Source organism: Nodosilinea sp. FACHB-141 (genome assembly GCF_014696135.1).
Lineage (GTDB): Bacteria > Cyanobacteriota > Cyanobacteriia > Phormidesmidales > Phormidesmidaceae > Nodosilinea.
The window spans coordinates 203,258-222,479 of sequence record NZ_JACJPP010000021.1 but is presented as its reverse complement, the minus strand read 5'-3'; the positions used below and the strand labels follow the sequence as shown (position 1 = coordinate 222,479).

Below are 19,222 nucleotides of genomic sequence, written 5' to 3'. Positions count from 1 at the left end.
CAATGCACCAATTCTGAGAATTTCGGTGGTCAGGGTGGGTTAGCATGTCCCAGAATATTGCCCTGCCGATGCACCTTTGCGAGAATGCTCTGCTGAATGGCTTGGTGGAGGCCTGCGCCCATGGCGGCCATGCTGTAGTGGGCGAGGCAGCGATCGCGCGCTCGCCTCCCCAGCTCAAGGGCATGGTCGTAGTTTGCAAAGATGGCGGTGATCTGCGCTGCTAGCTGCGCTGGGGCATCGGCATCGGCTATATACCCACAGCCGCCGAGAATTTCGGGAATGTCGCCTACCCGCGTGGCCAAAATTGGTTTTGCCATCGCCATACCATCGGTCAGCTTTAGCGGAAACTGGGCCTGGGCGGCGGGAGTCTGGCGCTGGGGCACGACGATGACGTGGGCCGCGGCGATCACCCTGGGCATTTCCTCGTAAGGCTGTTTGCCTAGGTGAATGATGTGCTGGGGCCAGCGATCGCAGAGGGTGCGATCGTAGTCGTCGTAGGGGCTGCCGCCCACAATGACCAGTTTTAGGTCGGGCTCATTCAGCCGATCCATGGCCGTCAGCAGATCCTCCACGCCTTTGTAGGGGCGGGGCGCGCCGGGAAACATGAGCACTCGGTAGTCGGCCAGATTGTAGGCAGCGCGGCTGTCGGCGGGGGAGTAGCGATCGGGGTCAAATAGCTCGGTATCTTTGCCGTTGGGGATGATGGTTCCACCAAAGCGCCGCTGCAAGAACCCATTGTGGGTAGTCACCAAATCGGCCTGAGCAACCCAGCGTTCCATCCACTGTAAATAGAGGGGATGGTCAGGATTTCGCAGAGCGCCACCCGACTTCAACAGGTCCCGCCCTAGCTGCCGGGCAGAGGGCCGGTAGCGGTAGCTGTCTCCCCCATGCCAACTCAGCTCCCAATCGTCAATGTCGAGAATAACGGGGCGGTGGTGGCGCAGACGATGGGCCAAAGCTAAGCCAAAGCTGCTGGGTTTGAGCTTGTAGGCGTAGATAATATCGCCGCTGAGCTGTCGAAATAATTCGCCTACCGCCTTAGGGCCTGGGTAGGGCGAGGGGATGGCAAGGGTGTGCAGGGGGATGGCGGTGGCGGAAGGTTCTGAAGGTGAGGTTTGGCGATCGCCTTCTGTCGAAAACCCCACAATTTCTGCTGCATAGCCCATGCCTTGCAGGGCTTGCCCCAGCAAAAAGGGTCGCACGGCACTGCCCCAGCGTCCAGCGCCCCGACTCGACAAATCACTGACTAAAATCGAAATTTTGGGTCGTGCCCCCACAGCAATGGGCGGCTCAGCGACGGGCTTGAGACGGTGGTCGAGCATGGGTCTACGGAGCCAAACGGGGCCAGCGGCCAGGAAGTATCTATAGCGCTGGCCAGGTAGCTGAGGACTAGAGAAGCTAACAAAGCCAAAAACTGGAACGTTATTTGGCTCGCCACGCTACTTACTGCGTGTTGTCTTCACTGGTCATCACCAAGTGGCGATGGCTATACCTAGAACGGAAACGCACTCCTATAGCTTGCCCATCTGCGCCGCTGACCTTAAGATTGACCGATGCGATCGCCGTGGCTCAGCCGATTTCCTCGTTAACTGGGAAGCGGTTCATGAGGTCCTTGGCGTCGCGGGCGGCGGTGCGCAAGCTGTCGCTGATGTAGGGCACGTGGGGGATCTGGGACAGCACGTCGAGGGTGCGACGCAGAATGCGAACGATGTCGCCCTCATCGAGGCTGGTATTGCTGCACAGGGTGACCCAATCGACTTGAAGGGCCCACTGCTCGACTAAGCCCACCAGGTCATACTCTAGCCAGAGGGGGGCGGTGATGTGGCGGCGGTGCTGCTGCTGGTAGAGCTGGCGGCGTAGGCTGTGCAAGCCACCCAGCGCTTCTTCCACGGTGCCGGAGAGTTTGTATCGACACCAGCTGTCGGGGCGCGAATTTTCGGTAACTAAAGCTGCGAAGGCGGCGGCTAGCTGGGCGGCATCGAGGTGGTCAAACTCGCCCGACTCTAGGGCCAGGGCCAGCCACAGCTCGTTGTCGCCGCGAATGGCGGCGGCCATTTCGCCCAGCTTGGTCGGGCGGTTGTCCTCAAGGCCGCTAAAGTGCTTCAGCACCTCCATGATGTGGAGAAATTCTTGCCAGTAGCGGCCGGTGTACTGGGAGAGTTTTTGCTGGCGATCGCGCCATTCCTCCTCCAGATCGCGCAGCCGCTTTTGGCGCTTGAGCAGCCCCTTGGCGTTTTCCCACTGGCTAGCGGGGTGCATGGCCAAGGTGTGCTCGACCTCGCGCATGCGATCGAGCTGGTCTTGCACCTCGGGGGCCAGCATTTCGAGGGTAGGGGGCGTGGCCATGGTGGCGGCGATCGCAGCGGTGTAGTCATCGCCCCGGCGGCGCTGGCCCGGACTGGGGGCAAGATCTGTCGGTGGGGCCAGGGTATCAACCGATTGCAAGCGGGGAATATCGGCGTGCAGGCCGACCACATCGGCGGCGGTGACCATGCACCACTGATTGGTTTTGGTCAGGCACACCAGATAAGGGAACTGGCCTGAGCCCTGCACCTTGGTGACCAGCACGGCGGGCACCGGTTCACTGACGGGAATGTGCTTGCCCTTAAGGGAGAGCAGCGTACCGGCGATCGCAAAGGGCACCATTTTGGCCACGTCGTCGGCTAGCACCTGGGCCGCCTGCTGCTGCAATGTTTTCAGCAGTCGCCGTTCTTCTTTAAGACGCTCTTTGAGTTTGGCGTACTCAGCTAGCAACCCCTCGTCGAAGGCAGCGAGCTGGGCCTGCTGATGGGCGATCGCCCCCTCCAGCCGATCGATCTCCTGCTGCTGGGGCACCAGATGCAGGGTGGCAAGGTACTGGCCAAAGCTGCGCTCGATCAGGTCCTTCGCCTCATCCAGTGAGTGGGTTTGCAGCAGGTTGAGCACCATGCCGTAGCCAGGGGTAAACTGGCTGACCAGCGGGTCGGCCCCAGAGGTGGCCAAGTGTACCGCCTCCCGAGATCCTTCAAAGGGGCTTTCGACGGTAACCACATGGCCCTGGAGATCCATGCCGCGCCGCCCTGCACGTCCTGCCATCTGCAAAAATTCTGAGGAGGTGAGCAGGCGGTGGCCGCTGTCGGTGCGCTTGGAGAGGCTGGCGATTACCGTAGTGCGGGCGGGCATGTTGATGCCTGCGGCCAAGGTTTCGGTGGCAAATACCACCTTGATCAGCCCCGCTTGAAACAGTTCTTCGACCAACCCTTTCCATAGAGGCAAAATGCCCGCGTGGTGGGCCGCAATGCCCCGGTACAGCGGCCCCACCTGACCAGCCCGCCCAGCGTCGGGGTTGTGGGCGAGAAAGGTATCAATGCGGAGCTTGAGTTCCTGCGCTTCCTCATCCGTTACCAGCGACATATAGCTGACTTCATCCACCGCTTTGTCGCAGCCTCGGCGGCTAAAAATAAAGTAGATGGCGGGCAGCATGTCCCGCTCTTGCAGCTGGCCCACCACAAAGGGCAGGCTCACTCGGCCGCTGCCTCGCTTGCCCGGCTGGCGCTGGGGAGCCCGCTGCTTTTTGAGCTGAGGGTTCATGGCCTTTTGGGACGCATCCAGCAACGGTACGAGTCGCTTGCCGGTGCAGTAGTGAAACTGTAGCGGCACTGGACGAAAGTCAGAATAAATCAGCTCGGTGGGGCCGTGGACTTTTTGTAGCCAATCGGTGAGCTGGCCGCTGTTTTCGACCGTGGCGGAGAGGGCCAAGAGTTGAATTTCGGGTGGGCAGTAGATGATTGACTCTTCCCAGACGGTGCCGCGCTGGCGATCGTTCATGTAGTGGCATTCGTCGAGCACTACGGCTTCTACCTGTTGCAGCGTGGTACCCGTTTCGCCAATGCGGGTGCCGTAGAGCATGTTGCGAAAGATTTCAGTGGTCATCACCACGATCGGGGCGTCGCGATTGATGGAAAGATCGCCCGTTAGCAAACCAACCTTTTCGTAGCCAAACTGATCGCGAAAATCGCGCAGCTTTTGGTTAGAGAGTGCTTTAAGGGGAGTGGTGTAAAACACTCGCTTGCCGTGGTCTAAAGCACGGTAAATGGCATATTCACCAATCAGGGTTTTGCCAGAGCCAGTGGGGGCGCACACCACCACAGACTTATCGGCATCGAGCGCCGCCGCCGCCTGGTATTGAAAATCGTCGAGGGGAAAGGGAAATAATTTGGCGAGGTCTAGCACGCGGTTGGCACGATAGTAAGGGAGTCACTATTCTAGTGTGCCAAGAGATTGGCAAAACGGATTGTCATGCCGGCTTAAACTTAGCGGCTTTCTATGCAAGAAATGGGCCAATTTTTGTGGCTATTCTCAATACATTAAAGCTAGATTGGCCAATGTTTAAGCTGCGGTCTAGGGGATCATGAAAGTGCTTTTACGTGTCCTAGGACTCATCGTTATGGGGCCAGGCCTGCACTGGTGAACTCAATTTTTGCTGGGGGCGATCGCCCTAGCCCGCTACTTTTGGTGACGATTCACCGCTGGCCTATCAGTGTTGCTGCCCTTTGTTCAGTCGATCGCATCTATTGTCATCGGTTGCCGACTGACGGCGATCGCTGTGCAGGCCGTCTTTGCTCACCGCTGGCCTCAGCCCCTAATGGTTAGCAAAACCTCACAAAACCTTTACCCAAGCTCCCCGCTTTACCCCAAATTTTGGCAGGATTTTGCCCCAAAGCGGCTGAAAATCGAACTGGTCAAGCAAGCAAGCTTGACTCAACCTGTTAGTGAGGAGGAGTGATGAAACTGAATGTAGCCCTATTGTCTGTGGCGGTGGTGGGTGCTGTGGCATCCCAAGCCCAGGCCCAGCAAGTCAGCGGCTGAAAATCGAACTGGTCAAGCAAGCAAGCTTGACTCAACCTGTTAGTGAGGAGGAGTGATGAAACTGAATGTAGCCCTATTGTCTGTGGCGGTGGTGGGTGCTGTGGCATCCCAAGCCCAGGCCCAGCAAGTCCCCAACTACTATGTGGGTGCTGGTGTGCGCGCTGGGTTTAACGACAGCGCCTCATTTGTGATTGACTCTAAGGCCAGAATTACTGAATTGGGCGATCGCACCACGCTCTCGGTGCGGCCCTCCCTCGTCTTTGACAACAGCACCGAACTGCGGCTACCTATCTCCGTCGACTACGCCCTCGACCAGGCTCTTTACCCCTACGCCGGCGCTGGAGTTGCCTACAATGCCGACGGTCGCTCCGCCATTGACCCAATGATTACCGCTGGGCTCGACTGGGGCATCACCCGCAGCGTAGTCATCGATATCAACGGCAGCGTCCTGTTTAAGCCTGGCGATACTGACACTGAGATCACGGCCACGGTTAACTATGCCTTTTAAGGATCGCTAGGGGTATAAGGTATAGGGTTTCAGGTGCAGGGCCGAGCCTTGCACTCTACACCTAAAACCCTATACCTGTCTATTTTTCCTAACTAACCGCCATCTCTGGCTCTGCGGCTCTGCGGTGCCCCTCAGAGCTGCCCAGCTGAATCAGCTCGACTTTGTAGCCGTCGGGGTCTTGCACAAAGGCGATTACTGTCGAACCGTGCTTCATGGGGCCAGGCTCGCGCACCACCTCGCCGCCTTGGGCTTTGATGCGATCGCACGTCCCATAGATGTCGTCTACGCCTAAAGCAATGTGACCATAGGCGGTGCCCAGCTCGTAGGACTCTACGCCCCAGTTGTAGGTCAGCTCCAGCACGGAGTGATCGGCCTCGTCGCCGTAGCCCACAAAAGCTAAGGTAAATTCGCCGCCGGGGTAATCTTTTTTGCGCAGCAGCTGCATACCCAGCACATCGCAGTAAAACTTGAGAGAACGATCCAAGTCGCCGACCCGCAGCATGGTGTGTAGTAGTCGCATGGTAAGTTCGCTGTCGTAATTGATCTTTACCATTATGACCACGTCACCCATCGGCGTGGTGGCTACTCCTCAGCTGTAGGTTTAGCCTGCAGGTTGCCCAAAACTTTGGATAGCTCCAGCGGAAACAAAATCACCGTATTCGACGGACTAGCCCCCAAACCGTCAATGCTTTGCAGGGTGCGTAGCTCCAGAGCGATGGGGTTGGCCTCCATAATTTTGGCGGCGGCGGCGAGGCTTTGGGCGGCTAGGCGATCGCCATCCGCCTTCGTAATCGTCGCCCGCTTTTCTCGCTCCGCTGAAGCCTGGCGCGACATCATCCGCTTTAGATCCTCTGGCAGCTCAATATCTTGCAGGCGAATGGAGTCGATGTGCATGCCCCACTCCCGCACCTGGGCCTCCACGATCGCCCCAATCTGGGTCTGAATTTGCTCTCGCTCCGACAGCAGATCATCGAGCGAAAGGCCACCCACTACATCCCGCAGCGCCGCCTGGGCGTACTGCGACACCGCAAAGCGAAAGTCCTGAATCGAAATTACCGCCTTTTGGGCATCGTTCACCTGAAAAAACAGGGCGCTGTCGATTTCGGCGGGTACGTTGTCGCGGGTAATCACCTTCTGGCGCGGAATATTGATCACCAGGGTGCGAGTATCGATAAACTGCACCGACTCCAGTATTGGCACGACGTATAGCAGCCCCGGCCCCCGCACGTCCTGAATTTTGCCCAGCTGCAAGATCACCCCCCGCTCCCACTGGGCGGCCACCCGCACCCCGCTCACCACCACATTCCACAGCACGGCGACAATGGCCCCAGCAGTCAGCCCCACCGTGCGCTGCCGCTGAGGTAGCCCAAAGAAGAGCAGGGCAAACAAGACCGCCACGGGCACCAAAAACAGCACTTGGCGCACCCCTCGCCCCAGAGAAACGTGGCCTTCGGTCGGTTTGGCGTAGACTCGGCTGGGGCCGTCAATAGAAGAGTCGCTCATGGCATTCCCGCTGAAGGATGACGACCAGATTAGCCAACAGGTAAGGGTGCATAAGGGTTGCATCACAATTTTGGTGGCAACCGTAATATTTAGTTATGGCGTTTCCCCAGGCTAAGCCTTCCGAATGCCTAAGCCCAACGCGGCATTTCATCATGCGGCAAGCTGTCGCTGGAGCTGGAATACCACGACAAACTAAAACCCGGAGCATCAGCCCTCGATCAGCCTGAAGGTGACAGGTTAATCGGAGTTCAAGGTTCACCCTCTGCCTTGAACCCAAAACCCCAAGCTGTTAGAGCCTTCTGCAACTAGCCTGGTCAAATACTAGATCAACGCCGCCGCTCAGAAGCCGCGAGCAGGCCAGCGGTACAGTCTAGCTCCCCAGCGCAGACCGGCTCAGGGAACGAAAAGTGCTCAAGCACCTGGGGATGAATTTCGCCAAACTCCCCGACGGGTTGGCCATTAATCAGTACCGTCGCTGCCCGCCCGGGGAGGTAGTAGGGGGCGTGGCAGGTAGTCAATTCATAGCTCAACCCTAGGGCTTTGAGCATGGTCTGCATGTAGGCTTTGGCGGTAGTAAACGAGGCGCGGGCATCTAGGCTGGCAAAGCTCCAGTGCTGGCTTTCGTCAGGGGCATTTGCCGTCTTGAACCGCAGCACTTCCCCAGTTTCATAAATATTGATAGGTTTGGGCGCGTTGATGTTGCGGGCCAGAATATCTAGCAGCCCCGCTTGCAGGGTGGTGCGGGTGGCGCTAAACGTGCGGCTTTTGGCGTTGCCCGTCTGTACATAAGAAGCCCCAAACAAATCGAGAATTTCGGGATCGGTAAGCACAAAACTCTTCACCTCCATCAGCCCCATGCGCTGGGCCAAGTCGCCCACCTTAAACATCGCCTGGCGTAAAGCGTCGGCTTCCCCCAGATGAAATTTGACCGCTAGGGGCTCGGCCTGAAGCGTACCGATGCCGATCGCCACTAGTAAATCCCCCGCCAAATCGACTTGGCTAAAGATGTCGGTGCGATAGGTGGGCACATGCACCACATCGGTACCGCTCACCTCTAGGTCCATGCGAGAGAGCACTTGACCCAGGCCGCTCTTAGGAATAGCGGTGCCCATAATTTCGTTGAGATACTTGGCCGAAAACTGAACGGAGCGGTGGGCCAGGCTTGGGGTGGTGAGAGTGCCCTGGGGAGTGACAATCTCCACCGTCTGCACCTCAGCCCCGGTATCTAAAAAGTTGTGGGTCAGAATATTGGCGGTCTCCAGCACCGTCTGAGCCAAAATGCCGGTGACGTCGATGAATAGATTGCGGGTGTTGGCATCCACTTCTCCTACCCCCGCTGCGTTGATGATGGGCGGCATGGAGAGTACGGTGCCGCTGGCATCGCGCAGCACGAGAGCATAGTCATTTCCCGACAGGGTATGGCCATAGGTCTTACCCGCAGGGTGCTCGTGCAGAATTTGCCGGGCCGTCATGGGTTGGGTGCTGTGCAGGGGCACAAAGGTCAGCTGATCCAGCGATTCTGCTGCGTAGGTTAAGTCGCCGCTGATTTTGTCGAGGTCGTAGACGCCGATCGCAATTTTCTTTCGCTGGCGGCCAAAGGTTTGAGTCACCTTCTCCTGAAACTGCACCAGCACCTCTAGCCCGCCACCTTGCAGGTCAGCCCCTCGCACAACTAAGGCAGCAATGTGGGGCCGTAGGGGCAACACCTCAGGTCGTACGGTGACTCGACGACCCGAAGCGAGCAGCTGGTTGGGGACAGTTCGGGGTAGGCCGTTATAGATGTTGATGGCGCGGGTAAACCCTTCTGCCGCTAGCAGGTCGGGCCGCTCGGCAGTGACTTCGACCTCTAGGGTGTGCTCGCCTAGGGTGGCGTCTAGGCCATAGTCAAAGGCCTGCTGGGCTAGCTGCTCTGGGGCGGTGGAGGTGAGCCGTTGCAGGTAGGTGAGGGGAAAGGTGACGGTGGGCATGGGTGAGGGTGAGGGAGATGGCGGGTTGGGGAGATGGGTGAGTTGATCCTCCCATAGGTTATGGGGAGTTAGGTGCAGATGGGCGCAAAAAGCACCCCGCCTGTAGGCTTCTCAAAGTAGCCTACAGGCGGGGTGCTTAATGAAGCTCGATTGGGCTGGTGACTGGCGTTACCAGACCAACTTCAAGAATTTACGACTGTACTAACCTAAAGTGGCCAGTGCTGGATTGAAGCAACTTACGCTAGGTTGCTCGTCGCTAGCTCTTGATCGCGAGTGCCGCTCGGTTCGAAGGTTTCACCATCCAAGAAGGAGCGCAGCATCCAAGCCATTTCTTCGTGCGCTTCCATCAGGCCGGTCAGAAAGTCTGAGGTGCCCTCGTCATGGAACTCTTCGGAGGTTTGGTCAACAAAACCGCGCAGGTTGCGAATGATCTGCTCGTGATCGTTGACCAGGCGCTTAACCATTTCTTGGGCAGAGGGCAGATCGCCAGGATGCTCTTTTAGAGAAGCATTCTTGAGGAATCCTTCGGCAGTGCCCAGGGGGTAGCCATTGAGCTGGCGCACCCGCTCAGCTACGGAGTCAATGCTAATGGTGAGGGCTTCGTAATGCTCTTTCCACAGTTCGTGGAGGGTGCGGAATTGAGGACCAACTACATCCCAGTGGTACTTTTTAGTTTTAATCAGTAACAGGTAGGCGTCGGCCAAAACCTTATTGAGAATTTCGGTTACACCCTGGCGTTCTTGTTCAGAAAGGCCAATGTTAATGCTCATAGTTATGTCTCTTCGGAGTCCGTTCCCCTACATCTAACCGCAGTAGCCCAATAGTCTCATCTGCCTAATGTGGGACATTGCGGCTCAAAAGTCCCTGACTTGAGGATGTTTTGGAGTAGTAAGTCCTTCGCAGGTTAGATGTTGGAGGCTAGTAACGGGCCTAGTTTAGAAATCGAACGATCGATCGCCGTTTAGACATAATCTTGCTATGGCTAGCTCATCTCCGCTGACGGGAGTAATTTTAGTAGACTGCGCCAAGGCGAATGCCAATGAAGGGCTGGCGATCGCCACCGAGCGCTGTGGCTACGGCAATGACACCGCTCAGTTTCAAGCGGCGCTGAAAGCGGCCTGTGGCGACATGAATATAGCGATCGATGGCCTCTCAGATTTAGTGGATAACAAGCCGACGGTGCTGATACCAGAACCTGGCGAGGTCGTTGCGCCCGATTCCCCTAGCGAACTGTAGCGGTTTCACAGTGCGGCTTTAGTCCGACGCTACGCTTTTTTGGACTTGGTCTGTTGCGCTGGCTTTTTAGGGTCGGTCTTGGGCGATCGCGCCGCCTTTGTTTTGGGCAGGTTCATGCTTGGGTGGTGCAAGGCTAGGCTCTGGTGCAGCCCCTCTACCGTCAGCACTGGGGGGTCAGCTTGTTGGGCTAGAGCAACGGCAGTCTGAGCTAGGGTAACAATTTCACCGCCGGTTAGCGGCAGCTGCTGAGCAATCTGCGGCCATCGCAGGGTACGTTCTTTTTTGACACCCCTAGGGATAGCTCGCTTCCACAACAGTTCGCGGGCGGCAGCATCGGGTCGAGGAAACTCGATTACCCCGGTCATGGCCTGTCGCCAAGAGGGTTTGATGCTTTGCAGGTAGGGGCTGGCTAGGAGCGTCAACCCCGGCTGGCGGCGACGCTGAATGCCCCACGACTGCACCAAAGCGGCTTCGATGGTGGGGTTGCGACCAAACCAGTGGGGCGCATTTTTGAGCAGCAACACGCAGGGCGGCAGGTTAACCAGGTCTTCGAGTTCGGGAATGTTGCCCTCTTCGTCGGGGGCGATCGCCGCCAGATCAACCATCACCAGCAGCAGTTCTAGCTCGGCGGCTAGCACCTTAGCGGCGAGGGTTTTGCCGGTGCCGTTGGGGCCAGCCAGTAGCACCATAGTGCCGTCGGTGGCGCGGGCGGCGGCGGCCACGGTTTTTAGCTGGGCCAGCTGAGGGTCGGGCAGCACTAGGCTATTCCAGCTTTCAGCCGGAACTTCTGAGGCTTCCTCCGCCTCTAGGGCGGGGGCCATGGCCCAGGCATTAAGGGTGGCGGGGTCGGGTTCTTCGGAGAGTAGATAGGTGGTGAGATCTTCGGTCAGGCGCAGGTGGCGGCTGAGCAGGGTAGTGTCTTCGGCGTTGAGCCACTCCACCAGACCCAGGTTTGACAGGCGACTGTTGGGGGCGATCAGGGGGCGCGATCGCCTCCATTCCTGGTCATTTCTGCACAGCAGCCGCAGGCACAGGTCGACCGTGGGCAAATCCCAGTCAGACTCGTCGTGCTGGTAGTGCAGATAGCTGTAGAGCCGCCCAAACCGTTGGTTGACCTCAGGAGCCAGGGCCAGCAGCAGCACGTTTTTTTCAAACATGGTGAGCTGGAGTCGATCGCGCAACTGAGGCAGGGCCAGCACCACCCCCTGCCGCTGGCTGGCCAGAATGCGGGCCTCTAGCTGTTGGGCATAGCTGCCGCTGGGGCGCTGGGTCTTAGGCGGGCGAGCATTGTCGTAGTTGGGCTGGCCATTGAGGCTAATAATGCCCTTCCACCAGTGGCGGGTGACTCGGTCTTCGCCAGACAAGGCAAAGTCGTCCAGCTCTTGCAGCTCGCGCTTTTGCCGCGATACGGCCACCATCAGCAGGCGATCGAGCCAGGCCAGCTCGGTTTTTAGATAGGCCCAGTTGTCGGTAAATGGGGTCATTCTCTCAAAATTAGGCCCCTCAGGGTTGGACATAGCCCAGCACTCGAATAAATTCCAAAGGCAGTCCGTCGGCATCGGCGAGAAAGGCCACCTCATAGACGCGATCGCCAATGATTTGCTGCTGGGGTTCCAGCAGCACCTTGGGCATCGCCGCCGCTTGCTCAAACCGCTGGCGCAGCTCCTCTAGCCACAAGGGCAGGCTAGAGGTCGCCTCGGTGAGATCAAAGGATAGATGATAATAGCCACTGTAGTGCTCATCGCCAAAGGCATCGGCGGCGGGGCGGGGCTCCGGCACCTGAATTAGCTCAATGCGGCCCCCCAGACCCTCCATCCAGCAGGCCAGGGTGATGCCAGCGGTAAAGCGTTCGTGGACAGTAAACCCTAAGGCTTCGTAGAAGGCGATCGCGCGGTGAATATCCTGGGTGCGAATGGACGCATGGTGGAGCATCGGGCGGGCGGCTCAAAGAGCTACTCAAAGAGACGGAAATAGGGATAGCGCACCGGCACGCCGGGCTCTTTTTCAAGGCTGAAGTTGATCACCGCCCAGCGAGAGTCGACGTCGGCGGGGGGGCTAAACTCCACCGGCAAGCCGTAGAGCTTAGGTGCTGTGGAGGTTTCAACCTGCCCACGCCAAGGGTTGTTGCGCTCTAGGTAGGAATTGACCAGCTCTTGGTAGCGCTCGGCGATGATCACCCGCGTGGCCCTGTAGCCCTGGGTGTAGAGGCGATCGAGCGCCTCGTGAATCTCAAAGCGAATGCCGTCGGGGTGGGTGTGCTGGCGATACCATTCACCCTCCCACTGACGCCAGTGCCGACCCGACTGGAGGTGCACTAGCTCCTTGGAGTCGGGGTTGGCCTCAAAGGCACCGTGGCGGGTGCACAGATAGGTGTCGGTCAGCGTCAAGGCCGGAATCGTTTGGCGACAGTGAGGGCACTGGATTTCTGGCCCATAGATGGGATACTGCAAGGCGGAGTTAACCATTGGGCTGAGACCAGACGTGTCCTCTTGAGGGCGAGAAACAGATAGGGGCATGGGCTATAGCCGTATTATACCTGTGGGAACTCGGCTGTCTCCGTAGCCGGGACATCCCATTGTCTAAAACCGCCGATTTTTTTGAGAATTTCCCTGGAGACTCCTCTGGCTATGGCTTTCCCTAGCTCCCTCTGGCCTCGACCCGACCTGTCTCAGGCGGCGTTTGTAGCCCCCAACGCCACGGTGATGGGCCAAATCACGCTCCATGAAGGCTGCAACATTTGGTACAGTGCCGTGCTGCGCGGCGATGTCGAACGCATCGAAGTTGGGGCCTACAGCAATGTGCAGGATGGAGCAATTCTCCACGGTGACCCCGGCCAGCCCACAGTGCTCGAAGACTATGTCACCGTCGGTCACCGCGCCGTCATCCACAGCGCTCACATTGAGCGAGGCTGCTTAATCGGCATTGGGGCGATCGTGCTGGACGGTGTGCGGGTGGGCACCGGCAGCATCATCGGGGCCGGGGCGGTGGTGACTAAGGATGTGCCGAAGCGATCGCTCGTTCTGGGCGTCCCCGGCCAAGTGGTGCGCCACGTCTCCGACCAGCAGGCCCTAGAACTGCTAGAGCACGCCCAGAAATATTACCAGCTTGCCCTAGCCCACGCCGGGCGCAGCAATGATCTGGGGTTTATTTGAACTGTATCGCTATGGTGTAGTGAAGGCAGTGATCTATCCCTCAACCGTGTAGGACATCTATGACGTTTTGGCCCCAACCCACCCAGGACATCACTCCCCAACCTCGCACACCTATTCCATTTCCATGGAAAGGGCGATTGATAGCTGCTATCGTCTGCCTGCTCCTCTGGACGGGTTGGGTCCTTCCCGCTCGAGCACAATCCACCCCGGCAGACCTTTCCCCCCAGGTAGTGCAGGAGATTTCTGACCTGCGCCAAAAGGCCTTTACCGCTTCCCAAAAGGGCCAGTTTGTCGAGGCCGAAACCTACTGGAGCCAACTGATCGACTATCTGCCCAACGAAGCTGCCCTGTGGAGCAACCGGGGTAACGTGCGGGTGAGCCAAAATAAGTTGGCTGAAGCGCTAGAAGACTACAACCAGGCGGTGACGCTGGCCCCAGAGCAGCCCGACCCTTACCTCAATCGAGGAGCGGCTTTAGAAGGTTTGGGGCGCTGGGAGGATGCGATCGCCGACTACAGCCAGGTTCTCGCTCTTAACCCTGACGATGCCGCTGCCTATAACAACCGGGGCAACGCCCAAGCCGGTCTGGGCAATTGGGAAACGGCCCTAGCTGACTACCAAAAAGCCGTTGATCTCGACCCCAAATTTGCCTTTGCCCGGGTTAACGCTGCCTTGGCCGAATACCAATTGGGCAACGCCGAAGAAGCTATTCGCCAGTTCCGCAGTCTTACCCGCCGCTACCCCAACTTTGCCGATGCTCGCGCTGCCCTCACCGCCGCGCTCTGGGGCCAGGGCCAAAGTGGCGAAGCCGAAAGCAACTGGGTCGCCGTCATGGGCCTCGATCACCGCTACAGAGACTTAGACTGGGTTGGCACCGTGCGCCGCTGGCCCCCCGCTATGGTCGCCGCCCTAGAGAAGTTTCTGCATTTATAGCCTGCGGATCGTACAAATTGCCGTCAGTTTTCGCGCTGGGTTCCCAATCCAAGGAATCACAGACGGTTTGGCAAATTCTCAAGGACGTAGAGCTGGACGATACGGCTCCAACGACCATTCCCGTTGGCTAAACAGCCCACCTGCCCAGCAGAATTGACAGGCAAAAAACCTGTGCTACTCTTAAAAATAACGAGCGCTCAGTTAAAAAAAGAATGCCGAAGGTTGTCGACCACGATGAGTATCGCAAAGAGCTTTTAAGCCAGTGCTTTGACCTATTTGCCGACCACGGTTACGCCAGCCTGACTACCCGGCAAATTGCCAAAGCGCTAGGGGTTTCCACCGGCACGCTGTATTACTACTTCCCCAGTAAGGAAGATCTGTTTATGCAGTTGATCGAAGAGCTTACTACTCAAGATTTGCTGCGGGCCACCGCTCAGATTCAAGGGTTGAGCACCCTGAGGGAGCGCATTTTGGCCCTGGGCGATTTTTTGGAAGCCAACGAAGACTATTTCATCAAGCAGACCTTGCTGATGATGGATTTTTATCAGCAGGCAGGGATAGGGCAGTCGCGGGTAAACGAGGCGGTGCAGCGGGTCAGTGTGCGATCGCGCGACGAAATCATGATTGCCCTTCAAATTAACGATCCAGTCGTAGCTACCCATGTGCTCTGCCTCTGCGATGGCCTGATTTCGGAGCGCATGGTGGACCCAGCAATGGTGTCCTACCGCCAGCAGGCTGAGCTTTTGGCCGACTTACTCACCGCCTACTTGGAGAAATTCCCTGGAGGAAAGCGATGATTCTGCGTTCGCTTTGGGTGTGGCTGCGCTATGGTCGCCGCCAGATCTATCCCTGGCTAGTGCTGGCGCGGGCAGGGTGGCAGTGGCTGCTGCTGTGCGGGGTCGATCGCGATCGCGCCGCCATTCGCTGGATGTCCACTCTGGTAAAAATTGACGGCGTTAAATTGACCGCGCTTCTCAACGATCTAATCTGGTGAACCCCATGGAAACCCTGGCCTTAACCACCCTGCAACCCGCCCAATTCGATGAAGCTACCGAGCTTCTGATAGCAGCCTTCGCCGACGACCCGCTGCTGCGCTACCTGGTACCTGCCGATGTGTGCGATCGCCAGGCGGTGATGGCCTACCTATTTCGCATGCTGCTAATCTGTGGGGCTGGGGGCGGACACAGCTATTGCCTGAGTGATGGCCAGACCCTCAAGGGCGTGGTGATTTGGATGCCGCCAGAGCAGTCAGTCGATCTCATGGACCTGCTGCGGGCAGGGTTATATGAGCTGCCCTTTCGTCTGCCCCTACAGTATTTGCCCCGCTGGCAGGCCGCCTTGGCCCTCGACCATTATCGCCACCAGGCCATGCCCCAGCCCCACTGGTATCTGATGTTGCTGGCGGTTAGCCCCAGCTGCCAGCGCCAAGGCGTTGGTCACCAGCTCATGCTGCCAGGCCTAGATGAAAGTAACCGTACCCATCACCCCTGCTACGTCGAAACCTCCACCGAGGGCGCGGTGCGCTTTTACCAGCGCCACGGCTTTGAAATTGTTAAAACCGGGCCCTTTGCCGACCAGGCGCCAACGTTTTGGACGCTACAGCGGCGGTGAAGGGGATAAGGAAGGTGAGGGAGATGAGGGGGATGGAGGGATAGGGGATTGGAGGCGGTGCCAAGCCTGCCACCCTTCTCACCTTCCTCATCTCTTCCCAAAAAATGCTCAGCAGCAGTTGTCACCAACGCCAACTCAACCTACTGGGGTGGATTCAGAAAGCGTTCGGCAAACTTCACTACGGTGCCCAGGTCGGTGGAGTTGGAAGCGCCAGAATCGAGGAACGTTTTGAGCAGTGGGTTGCCGCCGCTGACTGCACCGGGCTTAGCGGCTCCCATGCCCAGCAGCCCAATCACCACGGGCAATAGCTTGGGCAGCATGGCTTGAATCATGCCCGTATTTAGACCACTCTTTTGGGCCACAGCCTCAATCAGCTGCTGCATCTGAGGCGGAATGGCAGCGGCGAGTGCTGCTGCGCCCCCAGCCCCAGACAGCTTGCCGAGCATGCCTTCGAGCTGACCGGTACCCATGGTAGCGGCCTGCTGTTTGAGGGTGGGCTGTAGAGCGGCCCCCAGAGCGTTGAGAACATCCCCCATTTGGTCGGTGCTCATGCCCTGGCTGCCGGCGAGCTGCTGTACAGAGGTCATCACCGAGCTGAGCTGATCGACGCTGCCCCGCTGGTTGGGGTTGTTGATAGAGCTCAGAACATCAAAAAACAGAGACATGATCGTTCCTTTCAACTGAAGTGCAGTCGTAGAGCAAATGCGGTCAAAGCATGGGAGATAACGCCGGAGCGGCCTACGCGGGCACGCGCACGGGAAGCGATCGCACCAGCTGGAGCCACTGACCGGCGTCGGTGAGGTAGCCCAATTCGGCCACGTAGTCGCGATCGGCTGTCCAGATCGACACGGGGTGGTCTTGGTCGCCGTCCGTCAAAATGTATTCCTGGGTGGCGTGGGGGGGCTGGCTGTCAGGGTCTAAGTTGGTGACATCGTGAATGCGCAGGGCCATAACTCGACCCCCTTCCTGCCGTAGGGCCTCTTGGTGGGCCGGGGCAACTTCCCAGTAGGCGTAGGCGGTAGTAGAACTGCGGGGCACCAGAACAATTTTGCTCTCAACGCCTAAGTCGGTGCGTCGACCGACGCCAGCGGCGGTCTCCTGCCCTGAGGCAGCGTCAGCAGTGTGGCTCTCCAAGCCTAGGCCAGCGGCGGTGACTCCACCAGCTAGTCCGGGGAGGGCCGTCTCTGCGATCGCGTCCACTTCGGTTAGCTCAGTCTGTAGGTCGTCGTTCAAACCAACAGTTCCGTCGAGGGGAGAGCCGAGGGTGGTACCAGGGAAGGTAGCGGCACCATTCGACGGGCAGACGGGTACGCGCACCGGCTGAGACTTAGCCAGGGCTTGCCACTGGTAGTTGCTGTCGACATAGCCCACCTCTACCAGGTAGTCGCGATCGTCAATGGCAATGGGCAGTTGCAGCTCGCCCTGGGCCACCATCTCGGCGTTAAACTCTTGCAGGCTGTTGAGGCGGCTGCCGTGGCCGGGCAGTTCGGTAACATCGTACAGCCGAGCCTTGAGGCTGCGAGAGCCAGCCTTGAGGTCTTCCACAGTTGACGCGGGCAGTTCCCAATAGGCGTCGGCCGTTCTGCAATTGCGCGGAGTGAGAGTGACTCTTGCCGGGGCAGCGGTTTCGGGCGGGCGGGCGATCGCGGCTGCACCCACACCCAGGGCACCCAAACCAGCGGCAGCTGTAGCTGCCGTGCCTACCCCTACAGTGCTGGGGATGACGCTGCTGGAGCAGGCAGGCATGCGCACGGGGGCTGAGCGGGCTAGGGCATGCCAGGTATTGTCGGTGCTCAGGTAACCCAGTTCGACCAGATAGTCGCGATCGTCGACGGCCACGGGGAAGTGGCGATCGCCCACGGCTACGGTGTCGCAGTCAAATGGGTAGGTGTTGTGGGGCGACTGTCGGTCGACATCGGCAATGTCGGTGACATCGTGAAGCTTGAGTGCTAAGGAGCAATTTTGCTGGCGCAGCGCCTCGACTTCGCCTTCGGGCAGTTCCCAGTAGGCGTAGGCGTCGCGGCAGTTGCGCGGCGTGAGAATAATGCGGCGATCGGCGGCGGCCGCTAGGGGAGCGGCTATGGGAGCGGCGATCGGTGCTGCTACCGGCGCACTATCCTTAAGCAGCCACCAGAGTAGACCACCTAGGACGGGCAGCGCCAGCAGCCAAGGCCACCAGGGTAGACCTCGCGCCGGGGCTGAAGCGGGAGGGACGGGGTCGGTTTCTTCGAGGGTTGTTTCTGGGGTAGCTTCGGCAGTGGGGTCGGTTTCTGCCTCGGTGGTGCCACCATCGGCGATCGCTGCGTCTTGGGCCCCCTCGATTAGCGCCTCACTGGTGGGGCTGACGGCAAATCCAAGGAAAGCGAGGGCTGCTGGGCTGGCCGTCTCGGGATTGTAAACGTAGGAGAGGGGCTGAGAAAAAGGATAGCGCTCGTCGTTGGGCAGGGTATCGTGCATGGGCACAATTTTCACCGCCGGGTTGTTGAGCGCCTGTTCGGCAACGACATAGCTAATGCTGTTTTCGTCGAGATTTTCGGCGATGGTTACCGCGCTGGCCTCTAATAGCACGGTGGCCCCTGGGTCTGACTCAAACACCCCGCTCTCAAATACCGGATAGTTGCGAAAGGCTTGGCGGGTATCGCTGTTGGCGGGTTGGTCGACCAGCACGATAGGGGCATCTTGGCCGCCGACCTCAGACCAGTTGCTAATTTCGCCGCGAAAGATTTGGGCAAACTGCTCAATGGTGAGGCTGCCGGTAAAGGGGTTGTTGGGGCTGACCAAAATGGCGATTTTTGGGCGCGAAACCGGCACTTCCCGCAGTCCGGCACTGATCTCTTCCTCGGTGAGGCTACGGCCAATGGCGGCGAGGTCAGCGTCACCGTCGGCCAGAGCTTGCAGGGCGTTGCTGGCGCTGTCGTAGTCAACGACCACCTCGGCATCGCCGTACTGGCTGGAGAAGCGCGATCGCAGCGCCTCATTCACCAGGCGCATGGCCTCTGAGCTCTCAATCGTGAGTTCGCTGCCCGGTGCCAACGAGGTGGGAATTTCAATGCCCTCAAGAGGATTAGGATCCTGAGCCCAGACCCCGTCTCGCTCTAGCACAACGGTAGCGGCTATCAGTAAAGGTGCTGCGGCCATCCAGAGCCGCGATCGTCCTCGAAATGTAATAGCGCTTTGGGCATTGGCACTGTGGCGTTTGAACATAAGCAGGTACCAAAATACTCCGAATGCAAACAGAGAAAATTTCTAAAACGTGTAGAACGTGAACTTAGGTTGCTAAAGACGTTACAGCCCAACAGTTTGAGCTGAACTTAAACCCGAGTTAAGCCGCTTCAAAGAGCTTCTAAAAACTAGAGGCGGGACAAGACTCTGTGACTGACTTGTTCCTTTGCCTGTCACAACTTTAAGGTTAATTAAAAGACAAGTGAGCTAAAACAGCCCATGAATTTGCCCGCTAAACCCATT

19 protein-coding genes are annotated in these 19,222 nt (G+C 58.4%); 8 read left to right on the top strand and 11 right to left on the bottom strand.

Going from position 1 to position 19,222, the window contains the following annotated elements; genetic code table 11:
- Positions 1-29: 29 nt before the first annotated feature.
- Together H6F59_RS21900 and H6F59_RS21895 are read right to left on the bottom strand one after the other, a co-directional pair.
- Entirely contained in the window at positions 30-1,322 is a 1,293-nt protein-coding gene (locus H6F59_RS21900) for a glycosyltransferase family 4 protein (protein WP_190705642.1), read from the bottom strand.
- Between the two features lie 247 nt (positions 1,323-1,569).
- A complete protein-coding gene (locus H6F59_RS21895; RefSeq protein WP_190705625.1) occupies positions 1,570-4,212 on the bottom strand; it encodes an RNA helicase in 2,643 nt (880 codons plus the stop codon).
- Positions 4,213-4,446: 234 nt separating this feature from the next.
- Here H6F59_RS21895 and H6F59_RS21890 point away from each other — a divergent pair, with 234 nt between their 5' ends.
- The gene (locus tag H6F59_RS21890) at positions 4,447-4,632 is read left to right on the top strand and encodes a hypothetical protein (protein WP_190705613.1); all 186 of its coding nucleotides are present in this window, start codon (positions 4,447-4,449) and stop codon (positions 4,630-4,632) included.
- Between the two features lie 271 nt (positions 4,633-4,903).
- Positions 4,904-5,356, top strand: coding sequence for a hypothetical protein (locus H6F59_RS21885; protein ID WP_190705610.1), 453 nt, complete (start codon positions 4,904-4,906; stop codon positions 5,354-5,356).
- Between the two features lie 88 nt (positions 5,357-5,444).
- On the opposite strand, the gene gloA is transcribed toward H6F59_RS21885, so the two are convergent.
- From gloA to H6F59_RS21865, 4 genes are all read right to left on the bottom strand, one after another.
- Positions 5,445-5,876 (bottom strand): lactoylglutathione lyase, encoded by a 432-nt coding sequence (gloA, locus tag H6F59_RS21880; RefSeq protein WP_190519661.1) that lies wholly within the window; start codon positions 5,874-5,876, stop codon positions 5,445-5,447.
- A 62-nt stretch (positions 5,877-5,938) separates the two neighbouring features.
- The gene (locus tag H6F59_RS21875) at positions 5,939-6,859 is read right to left on the bottom strand and encodes an SPFH domain-containing protein (RefSeq protein ID WP_190705607.1); all 921 of its coding nucleotides are present in this window, start codon (positions 6,857-6,859) and stop codon (positions 5,939-5,941) included.
- A 326-nt stretch (positions 6,860-7,185) separates the two neighbouring features.
- Positions 7,186-8,826: a phenylalanine--tRNA ligase subunit beta gene (pheT, locus tag H6F59_RS21870; RefSeq protein ID WP_190705604.1), complete on the bottom strand. Its 1,641-nt coding sequence runs from the start codon at positions 8,824-8,826 to the stop codon at positions 7,186-7,188.
- A gap of 236 nt (positions 8,827-9,062) precedes the next feature.
- Positions 9,063-9,596 carry a Dps family protein gene (locus tag H6F59_RS21865; RefSeq protein WP_190705601.1) on the bottom strand — a complete coding sequence of 178 codons (534 nt, stop codon included), beginning with the start codon at positions 9,594-9,596 and terminating at the stop codon, positions 9,063-9,065.
- Positions 9,597-9,804: 208 nt separating this feature from the next.
- Here H6F59_RS21865 and H6F59_RS21860 point away from each other — a divergent pair, with 208 nt between their 5' ends.
- Entirely contained in the window at positions 9,805-10,062 is a 258-nt protein-coding gene (locus tag H6F59_RS21860) for a hypothetical protein (protein ID WP_190519434.1), read from the top strand.
- A 29-nt stretch (positions 10,063-10,091) separates the two neighbouring features.
- On the opposite strand, the gene H6F59_RS21855 is transcribed toward H6F59_RS21860, so the two are convergent.
- Genes H6F59_RS21855 through H6F59_RS21845 form a run of 3 tightly spaced genes read right to left on the bottom strand, consistent with a single transcriptional unit; the run spans position 10,092 to position 12,527 of the window.
- Positions 10,092-11,579, bottom strand: a complete 1,488-nt coding sequence (locus H6F59_RS21855; protein ID WP_397194384.1) for an AAA family ATPase — start codon at positions 11,577-11,579, stop codon at positions 10,092-10,094.
- Positions 11,566-11,994, bottom strand: a complete 429-nt coding sequence (locus tag H6F59_RS21850) for a VOC family protein (protein WP_190705593.1) — start codon at positions 11,992-11,994, stop codon at positions 11,566-11,568. The genes H6F59_RS21855 and H6F59_RS21850 overlap by 14 nt, the downstream gene beginning before the upstream one ends.
- A 20-nt stretch (positions 11,995-12,014) precedes the next feature.
- A complete protein-coding gene (locus H6F59_RS21845) occupies positions 12,015-12,527 on the bottom strand; it encodes a TIGR02652 family protein (protein WP_190705589.1) in 513 nt (170 codons plus the stop codon).
- Positions 12,528-12,689: 162 nt separating this feature from the next.
- Between H6F59_RS21845 and H6F59_RS21840 the strand changes: the two genes are divergently transcribed.
- The 5 genes from H6F59_RS21840 (at position 12,690) to H6F59_RS21820 (ending at position 15,757) form a co-directional block, all read left to right on the top strand.
- Positions 12,690-13,214, top strand: coding sequence for a gamma carbonic anhydrase family protein (locus H6F59_RS21840; RefSeq protein ID WP_190705585.1), 525 nt, complete (start codon positions 12,690-12,692; stop codon positions 13,212-13,214).
- Between the two features lie 230 nt (positions 13,215-13,444).
- A complete protein-coding gene (locus H6F59_RS21835) occupies positions 13,445-14,146 on the top strand; it encodes a tetratricopeptide repeat protein (protein WP_348251310.1) in 702 nt (233 codons plus the stop codon).
- A 212-nt stretch (positions 14,147-14,358) separates the two neighbouring features.
- Positions 14,359-14,943 carry a TetR/AcrR family transcriptional regulator gene (locus H6F59_RS21830; protein ID WP_190705579.1) on the top strand — a complete coding sequence of 195 codons (585 nt, stop codon included), beginning with the start codon at positions 14,359-14,361 and terminating at the stop codon, positions 14,941-14,943.
- Positions 14,940-15,140 (top strand): hypothetical protein, encoded by a 201-nt coding sequence (locus H6F59_RS21825; protein WP_190705575.1) that lies wholly within the window; start codon positions 14,940-14,942, stop codon positions 15,138-15,140. Before H6F59_RS21830 ends, H6F59_RS21825 begins: the two co-directional genes overlap by 4 nt.
- Before the next feature lie 5 nt (positions 15,141-15,145).
- Positions 15,146-15,757 carry an N-acetyltransferase gene (locus H6F59_RS21820; RefSeq protein WP_190705572.1) on the top strand — a complete coding sequence of 204 codons (612 nt, stop codon included), beginning with the start codon at positions 15,146-15,148 and terminating at the stop codon, positions 15,755-15,757.
- A gap of 140 nt (positions 15,758-15,897) precedes the next feature.
- Here the strand turns inward: H6F59_RS21820 and H6F59_RS21815 are convergent, their stop codons facing one another.
- Positions 15,898-16,422: a DUF937 domain-containing protein gene (locus H6F59_RS21815; protein ID WP_190705569.1), complete on the bottom strand. Its 525-nt coding sequence runs from the start codon at positions 16,420-16,422 to the stop codon at positions 15,898-15,900.
- 73 nt (positions 16,423-16,495) lie between these two features.
- The gene (locus H6F59_RS21810; RefSeq protein WP_190705566.1) at positions 16,496-18,961 is read right to left on the bottom strand and encodes a DUF4912 domain-containing protein; all 2,466 of its coding nucleotides are present in this window, start codon (positions 18,959-18,961) and stop codon (positions 16,496-16,498) included.
- Positions 18,962-19,222 lie beyond the last annotated feature (261 nt).

Bases quoted from the DNA above. Each gene is read 5' to 3' on its own strand.
- H6F59_RS21900 (WP_190705642.1), bottom strand. From the start codon at position 1,322: ATGCTCGACCACCGTCTCAAGCCCGTCGCTGAGCCGCCCATTGCTGTG.
- H6F59_RS21885 (WP_190705610.1), top strand. From the start codon at position 4,904: ATGAAACTGAATGTAGCCCTATTGTCTGTGGCGGTGGTGGGTGCTGTG.
- gloA (WP_190519661.1), bottom strand. From the start codon at position 5,876: ATGCGACTACTACACACCATGCTGCGGGTCGGCGACTTGGATCGTTCT.
- H6F59_RS21875 (WP_190705607.1), bottom strand. From the start codon at position 6,859: ATGAGCGACTCTTCTATTGACGGCCCCAGCCGAGTCTACGCCAAACCG.
- pheT (WP_190705604.1), bottom strand. From the start codon at position 8,826: ATGCCCACCGTCACCTTTCCCCTCACCTACCTGCAACGGCTCACCTCC.
- H6F59_RS21865 (WP_190705601.1), bottom strand. From the start codon at position 9,596: ATGAGCATTAACATTGGCCTTTCTGAACAAGAACGCCAGGGTGTAACC.
- H6F59_RS21860 (WP_190519434.1), top strand. From the start codon at position 9,805: ATGGCTAGCTCATCTCCGCTGACGGGAGTAATTTTAGTAGACTGCGCC.
- H6F59_RS21855 (WP_397194384.1), bottom strand. From the start codon at position 11,579: ATGTCCAACCCTGAGGGGCCTAATTTTGAGAGAATGACCCCATTTACC.
- H6F59_RS21850 (WP_190705593.1), bottom strand. From the start codon at position 11,994: ATGCTCCACCATGCGTCCATTCGCACCCAGGATATTCACCGCGCGATC.
- H6F59_RS21845 (WP_190705589.1), bottom strand. From the start codon at position 12,527: ATGGTTAACTCCGCCTTGCAGTATCCCATCTATGGGCCAGAAATCCAG.
- H6F59_RS21840 (WP_190705585.1), top strand. From the start codon at position 12,690: ATGGCTTTCCCTAGCTCCCTCTGGCCTCGACCCGACCTGTCTCAGGCG.
- H6F59_RS21830 (WP_190705579.1), top strand. From the start codon at position 14,359: ATGCCGAAGGTTGTCGACCACGATGAGTATCGCAAAGAGCTTTTAAGC.
- H6F59_RS21825 (WP_190705575.1), top strand. From the start codon at position 14,940: ATGATTCTGCGTTCGCTTTGGGTGTGGCTGCGCTATGGTCGCCGCCAG.
- H6F59_RS21820 (WP_190705572.1), top strand. From the start codon at position 15,146: ATGGAAACCCTGGCCTTAACCACCCTGCAACCCGCCCAATTCGATGAA.
- H6F59_RS21815 (WP_190705569.1), bottom strand. From the start codon at position 16,422: ATGTCTCTGTTTTTTGATGTTCTGAGCTCTATCAACAACCCCAACCAG.
- H6F59_RS21810 (WP_190705566.1), bottom strand. From the start codon at position 18,961: ATGTTCAAACGCCACAGTGCCAATGCCCAAAGCGCTATTACATTTCGA.